This window comes from Synechococcus sp. BIOS-U3-1, from assembly GCF_014279975.1.
Classification (GTDB): Bacteria; Cyanobacteriota; Cyanobacteriia; order PCC-6307; family Cyanobiaceae; genus Synechococcus_C.
In genome coordinates this window covers 2,575,007-2,589,272 of record NZ_CP047936.1, presented here as the reverse complement: position 1 = coordinate 2,589,272, position 14,266 = coordinate 2,575,007, and the positions used below count along the sequence as shown (strand labels likewise).

Sequence of the window (14,266 nt, the reverse complement as noted above, 5' to 3'; positions counted from 1 at the left end):
GGTTTGTGCGCGCTAACAACTCAGATCATTTCCACCATCATGGTGATGTCGTTGAAGTCCCAGTCGGAGTCTTCAGCTGAGAGTGTGTCTTCGTAGCCAAAGAAATTACTGCCAAGAGTTTTAATTGAGTTATGTTTTGCACCGGAAAATGTAATTCCGTAAGTGGCAAGTTTGCCTGTCTCTTGATTAATGAAGACAGGAGCAAAAAATCCTTCATCGATTTGATTGAATGTCCATTCAATCTCTCTTGTTTTCTCTCCAGTCATCAGGATCTCAGTGTCGCCTGGGTTGATCAGATTGTCGCGCACAGATTCTTCAAAGGTGCTCCCAGCTGTTGATGCAATGCCATCAATGGTGAATCCATTGATTTGATCTGCATCTAGTTTCACAAAAGCCACACGATTGGTGTTGCTGCAATCGCTTTGCAAGGTCAGGCGTAATTTTGTTGTGCCTGCATTGAGGTCCGTGAGGTTTAGGATCGGATCATTGATGTGATTCTGCTGCGAGGAGAGTTTGAACGCATTAATGCTCTTGGGCTGTTGAGAGGTGGTAATTTTGATTGATAAATCATTATAGTCTGCATCTTGGTTTTTGCTATCTTCAAGATGCAGCATAAAGCTGTTGTCGAGCTCTGGATTGATTTTCAGATCTGGGGACTGATTGAGTTTTTTATGATTGCTTGACTGATGAAACCTGATTTCACTTCCGCCGCTTAGGAAGAACTCATTGTTTCCCATGTTGGTGGAATTTTTGGTGGCACCCACGGAGCCAATGGCATGTCCTTCAGAGTTCACGATCTGCAGGCTGTTCTGCAAGTCGGCGTTGGCTTTGAGCACTTGCATTTGGACCCAAACACCGCTGGTTCCAGTCACGCGGAAGCCAGTGCCATTGTTGTTGCTGATCAGCTCACTCAGGCTTGAAGGAGTCTGATCGGTGTTGTTATTACCACTGCTACTGCTACTGCTACTGCTACTGCTACTGCTACTGCTACTGCTACTGCTACTGCCGCCATCGCTATCGTCGTCGGTGTTCTTGACCGTGGTGGTTGCTGATTCGGTTCCGGCGTAACCACCAGCGTTGTTAGCGGTGACGGCGAGTGTGGTGGTGATGTCGCCATCCACGATGTCATCATCAACGCCTGTGACAGTGATGGTCTGAGCTGAGTTCCAGTTAGAACTGGTGAAAGTAAGTGAATCTGCGCTCAGAGAGTTTTCTGTTGCATCATTTCCAGTGGTGGAAACGGTGACATTGGATGTTGGTTCTGCATCAAGAACGACGGTGAATGAGGAGGACCCACCGGCTTCTGTGGTGAGGAGATTCCCGGAACCATCGTTGGTTCCGGTTTTGGCAATGGTGACGCCATTAGTGTCGTCATCGGTGTTTTTGACCGTGACGGTTGATGTTTCGCTGCCGGCATAACCACCAGTGTTTGATGCTGTGGCAGTGAGTGTTGTTGTGATGTTTCCATCATCGATATCGTCATTAACGCCAGTGATGGTGACTGTTTGGGGAGTATTCCAGTTGGTGTCGGTGAAGGTGAGTGATGAGGTGCTGAGTGTGTTTTCGGTGTCGTTGTTGCCTGAGAGAGATACAGTGACATTTGAACTGGGTTTTGCATCAAGAACGACGGTGAATGTGGAGGACCCGCCGGCTTCTGTGGTGAGGAGATTTCCTGAACCGTCGTTGGTACCGGTTTGGGCAATGGTGATGCCGTTGGTGTCGTTATCGGTGTTCTTTACGGTGGTGGTATCGGACTCGGTGCCGGCGTAATTACCAGAATTGGAGGCAGTTGCTGTGAGTGTTGTTGTGATGTCTCCATCGACGGTGGAGTCATTAATGCCGGTGACTGTGACAGTTTGAGCTGTATTCCAGTTGCTGGTTGTGAATGTGAGCGATGAGGCGCTCAGGGTGTTCTCGGTGGCGTCGTTGCCAGAGAGAGAAACAGTGACATTTCCACTGGGTTTTGCATCGAGAACGACGGTGAATGTAGAGGTACCTCCGGCTTCTGTGGTGATGAGGTTGCCGGATCCGTCAGTTGTTCCGGTCTGGGCAATAGTGATGCCGTTGGTGTCGTTGTCGGTATTTTTGACATTGGTGACTGCCCGCTCCGTACCGGCATAGCCCCCGGTGTTTGATGCAGTAGCAACTAACGTATAAGTGCGATCGCCGTCCTCGTAATCATCATCGCCGCCTGTAACGGTGACTGATTGGGTTGTATCCCAGTTTGCATTAGTGAAGGTGAGAGTGCTTGTGCTTAAGGAGTATTCCCGTGCGACAAGGCCAGAATCCGTTGAAACACCTGATAGGGAGATGGTGACATTTCCACCTGTGGGTTGACTATCCAGAACGACCGTGAATGTGGAAGAACCACCGGCTTCTGTGGTGAGAAGATTTCCTGATCCATCTGATGTACCAGTTTGATTGATAGTGATACCGCTAAGTGTTGTTTTGGCGACTGCAAATCCACCGGACCAGTAACGCGTGACGTCATCGCTGCCCCAATCATCTGCCAACCTTTTTGATGACCATGTGGTAACGCCACTAGATCGACGTGTTCCTAATGCATATACAAATGCAACCTCTTCAACATTTCCGCCAATATCGCCATCAAGGTTTAAGTTAGGTGATTCATAGTGAGAGTTATTTGCCCATTGTTGTGCGAGTGCCGCATCACCCCACCATGGCATTGATCGTAGTAGAGCTACGCCGTCTCCAGTGCCTTCATCCTCTGCTCCAAAGCTGAAATAACTGGCTGGTTGTGACCCTGTTGAGTGGCCGTTTTCAACAGTTACGTAATGATTGGCAGGGGACATCAAATTTCCTTTCCATGTTCCGATCTCCCTTGGGCAAATGATTTGCTCTAAATAAGCCGTATTTCCTTTGTTGCTGTCTATCCTTGTATTGTTTTGCTCAATAATATTTTTACTAGCAAAGACTTCTGCGCCTGTTAATGATTCAAGGGTTGACAGAAGGTTTGCATTGTTGCCAAGATTGCAGCACCAGAGGTAGATCGAATCAAGTTTCCAGCTCTGAAGATGCTGGGAATACTTTTTTAAATATTGTTTGGTGACTAATGTATTGCCGAGCTTGAGCTCACTATTAATTCCGTGGGCAACAATATGTAGATCCTTGATCTTTTGGCCTGCTTGCCTGCTCTGGTCTAATCGTTGCGATATCTCTTCAATTGGATCACCCTCGATCCAGGCGATGTCGTCATCCAGGCTCTGGAGCCATTCAACATCTGTGATGTTCTGATTGCTCGTAACGAGACGTTCCGCCCGTTGTCGGCGTTGATTTGTTTCCTTGTCTCCGTAGGGCTTGAGGCTGCTGCTTGTTTTCTGCCCTTGGCAGGACGTCTTTTTGGTCCTCTCCGCGAGGGCGATGCTGCCTTCGAACAGTGCGGAGGTTGTGAGCAAGGTTTCATTCGTTCCTCATCTCATTCTCAGAAGCTTTGTCCCCGCGGGCTGCCCTTGATGGGGGAGGGCGGCTGATTTCTGCACGATTGGGATCAAAACAGATGTTGACGCGAAACGCTGTCTTGGGAGTGGATCAGTTCGCTAAGCATCGCTCCTTGCTGAGTTTGGAATTCGGTGCCACCTCTGGAATGGCCCCAGCGCCTCAGATCATTTCCACCAGCATGGTCATGTCGTTGAAGTCCCAGTCGGAGTCTTGAGCTGAGAGTGTGTCTTCGTAGCCGAAGAAGTTGCCGCCTAAATTTTTGATCGAGCCCATTCCATTAAACGTATTGTTGACGCCGTAGGTGACAAGATTGCCTGTTTCCTGATTGATAAAGACAGGAGCATAAAATCCTTCATCGTTTTGATTGAATGTCCAGTCAATTTGTCTTGCATTATTTCCTTGCATCAGAATCTCTGTGTCGCCCGGGTTGATCAGGCTGTCCCGAACGGCGGCTTCAAAAGTATTTTCCTCCGTTGATGCAATTCCACCAACGCTGAATCCATCGTGATCATTTGCGGTGAGTTTCACAAAAGCAATCCGATTGGTGTCGCCACAGTCACTGGTTAATGTGATGCGCAGCTTGGTCCCGCCAGGATTGAGATCTGTCATCTTCAAGAGCGGATCATTGATGCGATTCTGCTGTGAGGAGAGTTTGAACGCGTTGATATTCTTGGGCTGTTGAGAGCTGGTGATTTTGATCGATAGATCGTCATAGTCTGGATTTTGCTGATCACTATCTTCAAGGTGAAGTGAAAAGCTGTTGTCAAGCTCTGAATTGATTTGTAATTTTGGTGAGTGATTGAGTTTTTGATGATTGCTTGACTGATGAAATTTGATTTCGCTACCTCCACTTAGAAAGATCTCATTGCTCCCCATGTTGGTGGAATTTTTGGTGGCACCTATAGAGCCAATGGCATGTCCTTCAGAGTTCACGATTTGCAGGCTGTTCTGCCAGTCGGCATTGGCTCTGAGCACTTCTAGTTGCACCCAAACACCATTGCTTCCAGTTACTTGGAAGCCACTGCCATCGGTGTTTTTGATCAGTTCACTGGGGGTCGCGTTAGAGCGATCAGTGTTGCTGTTACCACTGTCACTGCCTGTGCTGCCAGCTCCACTACCTCCGCTACTTCCATTGGAGTCATTGGCACCAGTGATGTTGACCTGAAAGGTTTGGGTTGCTGAGAGGCTGCCGTCACTGACGTAGACCTCAAAGGAGTCGGAAACGCTGTCACCTTGATTGAGGGCTTCAATCACAGCGGTGGTGGGTAGGTATTCGTAGGCTCCGGTCGAGCGATTGAGGCTCAATGTGCCGTAGTTGCCTGATGACGTAGAGCTGCTGTTGCCAGTGATTCCAAAGCTCAAGACTGCAGAGGCGTCAGCATCGGTACCGGACAGTTGGCCTGAAATGTTGCTGGTGACCAGGGAAGATGAATTGGTTTGGTCAGCAATCGTTCCACCCGTAATGGCGGCCAAGACGGGAGCATCGTTGATGCCTGTCACTTCAATGGCCATTTCAGCGCTGTCATCGCTGCTCAGATCGGTGAGGGTGTATGTGAAGCGGTCGATCTCCTTGTCACCACTGTCCAGTGCATCCGCCAGGTTGGCGGTGTAGCGATAGGAGCCGTTCGGATTGACAGTTAAGCTGCCATAGGTGCCTTTAATCTCGGTACTGAGACTATTGACGCTGGAGCTTTGATTTCCGGATTCGATTTTTTTGCTTTGAATTTCAGTGTCTAAGCTTTCACTTGAAGCTCCTGTATCCGAGCTTTCACTTGAGGATTCCGAATCTGAGTTTTCATTTGAAGTTCCTGTGTCCGAGCTTTCACTTGAGGATTCCGACTTTGAGCTTTCATTTGAAGTTCCTGTGTCCGAGCTTTCACTTGAGGATTCCGAATCTGAGCTTTCACTTTGAGTTTCTGATACAGTTTCGTTGCTTTGGGTTTCAGTTTCTGATGTGCTGTTTTGTGATACGCCATCTGTGCCTGTATTTAAACTTCTCCTACTAGTTTCGGCTCCTGCTCGAACACTTTTGATGTAAAGTTGATCTCCATCAATATCAGTGTCGTTTTTTAAGATTCCCAGGTGATCTTCAAATTGTTTCGAGCTGTCTTCGTCAATTTTTGCAGTGTCATCAATTGCCGTGGGCGAATCATTGACTCCCGTGATTGTGATTGTGATTTCACCGCTATCAATTCCTTCGTCGACGGTTTGACTGTCTGTGATTGTGTATGTATACGTTTCAGTTGCCGTCTCACCCGCGAGTAATTTGTAGGCGGCTGTCTCTTGGGCTTGATAGCTGTAAGTGCCATCCGATTGGATGGTCATTTTTCCATATGATCCAGTAACGGTTGCCCCTGGCGAAAACCCGGCATTTGACTCTTGCTCGTTTCCGATTCTGAAGGAGGTAATGGACCGAGAATGGCCTTCAGGGTCGGTGTCGTTTGCTAGCAGATTCGTTTGCGTTGTAACTGTTGAGCCACCATCGACACTCGCTGTGTCATTGCTCGCTTCGGGCGCATCATTTTGACCAAGAACAATGATATTGGATTCAATGGCTGTGGAGTTTGCTGCTCCATCATTCACCAACCATTGGATCGTTCTCGCGCCGGCTTCGGGATTAGAGGTATTGGTGTTGGTATAGGTAACTGTTTGCAGGGCATTGATATAATTTGCTTTTGTTGCTGAGCCGCTGAGAGTTAATACGCCTGACGTGGAATTCCAGTTACTACTGATTCCATAGACACTGGTGAACGCAAGTGTGTCTTCTGTGCTGACGAAAGTGGTGGATGAGATGGAGACCGTTGCACTCTCAATATTAGTGTCATCGACATCGCGGATGTCGAGGCTGCCATCAATGATTAGTGGAATATTAATCTGTCCTTCGGTATATTTTTTGGTTTTAATCGCATCAACGAGAAAGGGCTGGTCGTTGACGCCTGTGACGGTGATTGCAAGTTCTGCCCTGTCAGTTAATTTGGTGTCGCTGACTCTGTACGAAAAAATATCGATGCCCGTCTCGCCAGCAGCAAGTGCATCGGCAGCTGCTTTGTTGGCGGTGTAGCTATATGAGCCATCAGTCTGCAGGCTTAGTTGCCCATAATCACCATCAAGAGCCGTGTTGAATTGGCCAATCCTTGGTAATGCCTCACTTAAGTCACCAGCATGAAAGTTGCTGATGACCAGGCTGTCTCCATCACTATCGGTGTCGTTATCAAGGATCAGTCCAGCTGTTGCAGCCTTGCTTAGCGTTTCGTTTTCATTGACCGACCCTGTGTCGGCGTCTGCGACCGGTGCATTATTGACATCTATAACGTTAATGCTGATATCAGCGGTTGTTGTTTTAACTCCGTCAGTTGCTGTAATTTCCAGAGTGTGAAGATCACTTGTTTCATAATGCAGTGATTGTCCTGCGGCTAATGAGATCTTTCCTGTTGAGGCTTCAATGGCAAACAAGTCGGCATCATTGCCGTCACTGATTGAATAGGTAATGGCATCGCCATCTTGGTCTGTGTCATTGCCTGAATTCGCATCTGCCAGGTCCAGCAGCTCCGTGCCACTGCTGGTGCTTTCCAGAACATCATCACTTCGATCCGCAATGGAAGGTGGATTGTCGTTGTCTGATGTTTTGAGAGTGGTGGTGGCTTGTTCAGTGCCTGCATAACCGCCGGTGTTGGAGGCGGTGGCGGTGAGTGTGGTGGTGATGTCGCCATCAACGATGCTGTCGTCAACGCCTGTGACGGTCACGGTCTGGGCTGTATTCCAGTTGCTGGAGGTGAAGGTCAGCGATGAGGCGCTGAGTGAATGTTCAGTGCTGTCGTCGCCAGTGAGGGAGACGGTGACATCAGCCGTTGGCTTGTTATTAAGAACAACGGTGAATGTGGAGGTGGAGCCGGCTTCTGTTGTGAGCAGATTGCCGGAGCCGTCGGTGGTGCCAGTCTGGGCAATGGTGATGCCGGCGGTGTCGTCGTCGGATGTCTTGAGCGTTGCGGTGGCTTGTTCAGTGCCTGCATAACCGCCGGTGTTGGAGGCGGTGGCGGTGAGTGTGGTGGTGATATCGCCATCGTCGAGGCTGTCGTCAACGCCTGTGACGGTCACGGTCTGGGCTGTATTCCAGTTGCTGGTGGTGAAGGTCAGCGAAGAGGCGCTGAGTGAATGTTCAGTGCTGTCGTCGCCTGTGATGGAGACGGTGACGTTGTCTGTGGGTTTGGCGTCGAGGACGACGGTGAATGATGCAGTGGAGCCGGCTTCTGTTGTGACGAGTGGAGTGCTGGCCTGGGCAATGGTGATGCCGGCGGTGTCGTCGTCGGATGTCTTGAGAGTGGTGGTGGCTTGTTCAGTGCCTGCATAACCGCCGGTGTTGGAGGCGGTGGCGGTGAGTGTGGTGGTGATATCGCCATCGTCGAGGCTGTCGTCAACGCCTGTGACGGTCACGGTCTGGGCTGTATTCCAGTTGCTGGTGGTGAAGGTCAGCGAAGAGGCGCTGAGTGAATGTTCAGTGCTGTCGTCGCCTGTGATGGAGACGGTGACGTTGTCTGTGGGTTTGGCGTCGAGGACGACGGTGAATGATGCAGTGGAGCCGGCTTCTGTTGTGACGAGTGGAGTGCTGGCCTGGGCAATGGTGATGCCGGCGGTGTCGTCGTCGGATGTCTTGAGAGTGGTGGTGGCTTGTTCAGTGCCTGCATAACCGCCGGTGTTGGAGGCGGTGGCGGTGAGTGTGGTGGTGATATCGCCATCGTCGAGGCTGTCGTCAACGCCTGTGACGGTCACGGTCTGGGCTGTATTCCAGTTGCTGGTGGTGAAGGTCAGCGAAGAGGCGCTGAGTGAATGTTCAGTGCTGTCGTCGCCTGTGATGGAGACGGTGACGTTGTCTGTGGGTTTGGCGTCGAGGACGACGGTGAATGATGCAGTGGAGCCGGCTTCTGTTGTGACGAGTGGAGTGCTGGCCTGGGCAATGGTGATGCCGGCGGTGTCGTCGTCGGATGTCTTGAGAGTGGTGGTGGCTTGTTCAGTGCCTGCATAACCGCCGGTGTTGGAGGCGGTGGCGGTGAGTGTGGTGGTGATATCGCCATCGTCGAGGCTGTCGTCAACGCCTGTGACGGTCACGGTCTGGGCTGTATTCCAGTTGCTGGTGGTGAAGGTCAGCGAAGAGGCGCTGAGTGAATGTTCAGTGCTGTCGTCGCCTGTGATGGAGACGGTGACGTTGTCTGTGGGTTTGGCGTCGAGGACGACGGTGAATGTGGAGGTGGAGCCGGCTTCTGTTGTGACGAGTGGAGTGCTGGCCTGGGCAATGGTGATGCCGGCGGTGTCGTCGTCGGATGTCTTGAGAGTGGTGGTGGCTTGTTCAGTGCCTGCATAACCGCCGGTGTTGGAGGCGGTGGCGGTGAGTGTGGTGGTGATATCGCCATCGTCGAGGCTGTCGTCAACGCCTGTGACGGTCACGGTCTGGGCTGTATTCCAGTTGCTGGTGGTGAAGGTCAGCGAAGAGGCGCTGAGTGAATGTTCAGTGCTGTCGTCGCCTGTGATGGAGACGGTGACGTTGTCTGTGGGTTTGGCGTCGAGGACGACGGTGAATGATGCAGTGGAGCCGGCTTCTGTTGTGACGAGTGGAGTGCTGGCCTGGGCAATGGTGATGCCGGCGGTGTCGTCGTCGGATGTCTTGAGAGTGGTGGTGGCTTGTTCAGTGCCTGCATAACCGCCGGTGTTGGAGGCGGTGGCGGTGAGTGTGGTGGTGATATCGCCATCGTCGAGGCTGTCGTCAACGCCTGTGACGGTCACGGTCTGGGCTGTATTCCAGTTGCTGGTGGTGAAGGTCAGCGAAGAGGCGCTGAGTGAATGTTCAGTGCTGTCGTCGCCTGTGATGGAGACGGTGACGTTGTCTGTGGGTTTGGCGTCGAGGACGACGGTGAATGATGCAGTGGAGCCGGCTTCTGTTGTGACGAGTGGAGTGCTGGCCTGGGCAATGGTGAGACCACTGGCTGTAAAAACCCTGACGTGGCCTGCGTCTTTCAGCGCGTTTGTGTCGCCATCATGGAATGGCGCCCCGATGGCAACAGTCTTTCCATCGCCGCTCAGGCTGAGTCCGGTTATGCCAGCACTGGCTCGATCTCCAGTGGCGACGCCCTTGATGTAGGAGCCAACTTTTGTCCATGAATCACTACTACTGTTGTAGTCAAAGATCGTGACTCGCCCTGAATTGGAGTGGGTACCATCGGCATATTGGGCGCCAACTGCTAAACGTTGCCCATTGCTGGATAAGCTGACGGAGCCTCCAAGTTGTTGACCACCAGTTGTGCCATTGATGTCATCGCCAAGTTGCTTCTCTCTTGATCCACTGATGTCATAAACACGAGCATGGCCTGAATTGTTGCCGCCTCCGTCGTTCTGAGCTGCGCCTAAAGCAAGGATATTGCCATTGTCTGATAGAGAGACAGATGAAGCGAAATCATTCTTTTTTTCGCCAAAAATGTTGAATTTGAGTGTCCAGGTGCCTCCAACGTTGTCGTAAACCCTGACGCGCCCACGATCATTTCCGCTGGAATCGAAAGCCCAGGATCCAACGGCAACTCTGCTGCCATCTTCTGAGATCGCGACTGACTTGCCTGAATATTCTTTTTTCTGAGTGCCTGTTATGCGGGCGCCAACACGCCCCCAAGTCGTTCCATTCCATGTGTAGACACCGGCATATCCTTTTTGTTTTGTGTGTCCTCTCTCTGCTCCAACGATGACTGTGCTGCCATCGCCCGAGAGGGCTAGGGATCCGCCTGCGCGATTATTTGCATTAACGCCATCAATATTGCTGCCGAGCTTTGTCCAGGTACCACTTTGGAGCTCGTAAATTGATACGCTGCCAGCCCATTTTCCGCCATCATCATCTCGAGGGGTGCCAACGCCGAGTCTTGATCCGTCAGCTGAGAGACTGACTTGGGCTCCGAAGCGGTCCCCGTTGTTAGTTCCATTGAGTACATTGCCGAGCGCTTGCCAGCTATTGTTAACTAACTGATAAACAGCAACGCTGCCTCGCGAACTGCCAATCGTGCGGTCATTCCAGCTTCCAATGGCAACAATGCTTCCGTCGCTCGATAGGCTGACGGTGTATCCAGATCTTGCTTGTTTTTTGCGACCTTCTATCTCATCGCCAACTTGAATCCATTGAAGCGCAGTGCTTGTTTGTGAGAATTCGACATCAATGACTTCACCATTGACTTTGATCTGGCCTTGATCACTGATGTGCCATTTTTCTGATTGATGAATATGGATGTCATGTTGATGGAGTCCCCCTGTTAGGAACTCGGCGAAGATCTTTCCTTCGTCGCCTGAGGTGTCTTGGGGATGCACCACTGAATCCAGATGGTGACCAAATTCTTCACTTAGTACCTTGACGATTTCTGATTGGTTTGTTGTATTGGCCCAGTCGCTGTTGAGATAAATCGTCTGTTTTGTGGCTGAATAGGCGCCGGCGGCACCGGGCATTGCTGTATGTTGCAGCAACTCAATCTTTGGAAGATCGCTGGTTTCACCCTCGACCAGTCGCTCCACCAGAGTTGTGAGCTCTGTCGGTGGTTGATTTGGATCGAGATGCAGCGCATGCACGGCTGCATTAAGTAAGTCACCTTGCTCTGCCCACTCCTGAAGTTGTGGGTGCCATAGCTCTTGTAGAGATTCAGAGGTAACGGGACGCTTTTGGCTTGCGTCTTGCTTCTCCTGGAGGACATCGCCGGAGTGAGGCAGTTCCTCTGGAATCGGTTGCTGCGAATTCTGGGTTTCTGCTAGTCGACTGGTTTCGTTTGGATTCTTCTGGTTCGCTTCTTCCAAGGAAGACGCATTGAATATGTCGTCCATTGAGCATTGCGAACCATCCCCCTGCAGGTCTCCAACCTGTGTGGATTCCTGCGTCGGCGCGTTGAATGATTCCTGGGCTGAAGAGGTCACCGCATTCCCCTTAGCCCTGGGTCAAGGATCTGAGAGCAAACGCAGCCAGCTCGGCGTGTCGTATTGACATCGGGAGGGGCTCTCAGCAATCACTCATCCAATTTTTGGACATTTCCCAGATTTGCCAACGTCAGTGTGAGCCCGATAGTGCGAGACATTGCCGGACTCTCTTCAGTTAGGCGTGTTGCTGTTCCGGTTGAGCGTGTCTTGCGGTCGTTCCCCGTAGTGCTGCTGGTATTGCCGTGCGAAGTGGCTACGACTGGTGAATCCGATGGCAGATGCGATGGCTCCGACCCCTTGCAGCTTGATTGTCTGGCGAAGGCCTTGACCCAGCAGCAGTTGCCGAACCTTGTCCATGCGCATGGATCGATGCAGTTGTAAGGGCGTGCAATCAAAGTGCTCTCTGGATCCCTTGAACAGCGATGTCCGCGATTGATGCAGCTCGGCCGAGAGCTCATTCATGGTCAGCGATTTGCTTGTGTTCTTTGCGCACCAGTGCAGCAATTCGATCGCTGCTTCGTGGCGAGTCTCCCGTTTGGCTATGGGCATGGTTTGACTCTTTGGCGCTTCAAAGCAGCGAATCAAAGTCTCGATCAGTTGATCAGGCTCTTCCGGTTTCCAGGTGTCCTGGTTTCGTTCCACCAGGTTGTTGAGTTGCTTCTGAAGCCGAAGACGCAGGTCTGTCTGGACTTCCAGCTGGTTGGTGCTTTCCCAGCGCTTCAGCATGAGTGGCCCACCTCCTTGCTGTGTGTGGCGTTCCAGCAAGGCTTCCTTTCCGATCACCACGGTTGCCAGTGCTGCCCGGGCAGGCACTCTGAGATCGAAATCGCTCAGCGACCGGTTGTAGCCCATCAAACCGGCCCAAGGCATGGCAATGCCCTGGGCGCGATAAGGCTGATCCGCCATCGCGTCCGTCAAGGGAATCGCCAGCGTGCATGGCTTGGTCCGCCGAGTTCCGCTGAGAAAGAGGCTTTGGCTGGTTTCGAGCACGTTGAAGCGGTAGCTTCCCAGCACAAAAATGCGCACGCGCCCATGCAGAGGACCAGGGCTGAGCTGAACGGCGACCAGATCGGGTGAGAGTGGCCGAAACAGTTCCTGAAGTTCCGCGCAAGTCTGAAACCGGGCATCCAGGCGCTTCACCAAGCTTTTTTCAGACCGCTTCATCAAGGTTGTGGCCTCAACGCGCTCTCAGGCTCTCTGCTGATTTCATTGATCTTCGGTTGGTGGCTTTGAGCGTGGCGCGGAAGCTTCGTCGCCCGAGGCGTCGAAGCTTGTGTCGACCGCGTGGCAGCCAACCAGTGGTTTTGTGCAGTGCCTTGAGCCAAGCGGCCACATAGTTGCGATGTCGCTGAGGACTGAGGATCCAGCGTGCGATGTAGGACGAGCCAACACCAAGCAGAAGGATGCGCCCAATCCACATGTTGAGGCTTAAGCGGCAAGGTTGCGGAAGCGCGTGAACTGGGGCTCGAACAGCAGTTTCACGGTGCCCACCGGTCCGTTGCGGTGCTTGGTCACGATCACTTCGGTGATGCCCCGGTCTGGGGTTTCCGGGTTGTAGTACTCATCGCGATAGATCATCAGCACAAGGTCGGCGTCTTGCTCAATGGAGCCCGATTCGCGCAGGTCGCTGAGCATGGGGCGTTTGTTGGTGCGCGATTCCACGCCACGGCTGAGCTGTGACAAGGCGATCACCGGTACGTTCAGTTCTCTGGCCATACCTTTGAGAGCCCTGGTGATTCGAGAAATTTCTTGGACGCGATTGTCGGGGGTGGAACCTTCCATGAGCTGCAAGTAGTCGATCACAATCAGCCCCAGCTCCTTGCCCTGTTCGGCCATCAGTCGCCGGCAGAGCGAGCGCATCTCAAGCACACCGGAATTGGGTTTGTCATCGATGTAGATCGGCAGCTGGCCAAGCGTGTTGATGCCCTGGCCGAGCAGCGGCCATTCCTCCTGTTGCAGGCGGCCCGTGCGTAGCCGGCCGGCTTCAATGCCCACTTCCATTGACAGCAGCCTGTAGGTGAGCTGCTCCTTGCTCATCTCCAGGGAGAACACGCACACGGGCAGATCGTGCAACTGGGCCACGTTCTTGGCCAGGTTGAGCACGATCGAGGTTTTGCCCATGGCCGGGCGTCCGGCCACGATGATCAGATCACTGCGCTGCAGGCCCTGGGTCATGGCGTCCAGGTCGTAGAAATTCACCGGAATGCCTGCCACCGAGGTGCCCAGCGAGCGGCTCTCGATCTCGTTGAACGTACTGGTGAGAATTTCGGCGGTGGGCGTTAGTCCTTTGGACGGTTTTTCCTGGCTGATGGCGAAGATCGTTTGTTCGGCCTTGTCGAGCACCTGCTCCATCGGCAGCCCTTGATCGAAGCCCAGTTGGATGACTTCATTGCCTGAGCGGATCAGTTGCCGGCGCAGATATTTATCCATCACCAGGCGCGCCACCTGCTCGATCGAGGCGGTGGAGGCCACGCGCTCCACAAGTTCCACGAGCCTGCTGCTGCCCCCCACCTTTTCGAGTGCACCGGTGTCCGCCAGCCAGGCGGTCATTGCCGTGAGATCGGTTGGTTTGCCCTGGCTATGGAGCATCACCGCGGTGCGGAAGATCTCGCGATGGGCATTGAGATAAAAGGCTTCTGGTTGCAGCGCATCGGCGACGCGACCGATGGCGTCTGGATCGAGCAGGATTCCTCCCAGCACCGCCTCTTCCGCTTCCAGGTTTTGAGGTGGGATCGAATCGGGCAGTGCCTCGAAGCTGGGCTCTTCACGCCGGCGGCCTTTGCCGAAGCCACGGCGTTCCCCCTCGGTGGACTCGCCACCGGGACTGGATACGGGAACGCTCACCATGGCGGCAGCTGCTCAGAAGTAAGAACCACTC

General features: G+C 52.6%; 5 protein-coding genes. All 5 read right to left on the bottom strand.

Annotated features, from left to right (window positions below; genetic code table 11):
- Window positions 1-20: 20 nt before the first annotated feature.
- The 5 genes from SynBIOSU31_RS13960 to dnaB all read right to left on the bottom strand — a co-directional run bounded on the left by SynBIOSU31_RS13960 (window position 21) and on the right by dnaB (window position 14,235).
- Window positions 21-3,416, bottom strand: a complete 3,396-nt coding sequence (locus tag SynBIOSU31_RS13960) for a DUF4347 domain-containing protein (RefSeq protein WP_186490983.1) — start codon at window positions 3,414-3,416, stop codon at window positions 21-23.
- A gap of 202 nt (window positions 3,417-3,618) precedes the next feature.
- A complete protein-coding gene (locus SynBIOSU31_RS13955; RefSeq protein WP_186490981.1) occupies window positions 3,619-11,388 on the bottom strand; it encodes a VCBS domain-containing protein in 7,770 nt (2,589 codons plus the stop codon).
- 171 nt (window positions 11,389-11,559) lie between these two features.
- Window positions 11,560-12,552, bottom strand: a complete 993-nt coding sequence (locus SynBIOSU31_RS13950) for an AraC family transcriptional regulator (RefSeq protein ID WP_255477272.1) — start codon at window positions 12,550-12,552, stop codon at window positions 11,560-11,562.
- 13 nt (window positions 12,553-12,565) lie between these two features.
- Window positions 12,566-12,808, bottom strand: a complete 243-nt coding sequence (locus SynBIOSU31_RS13945; RefSeq protein ID WP_186490979.1) for a hypothetical protein — start codon at window positions 12,806-12,808, stop codon at window positions 12,566-12,568.
- 8 nt (window positions 12,809-12,816) lie between these two features.
- Entirely contained in the window at window positions 12,817-14,235 is a 1,419-nt protein-coding gene (gene dnaB, locus SynBIOSU31_RS13940) for a replicative DNA helicase (RefSeq protein WP_186490978.1), read from the bottom strand.
- Window positions 14,236-14,266 lie beyond the last annotated feature (31 nt).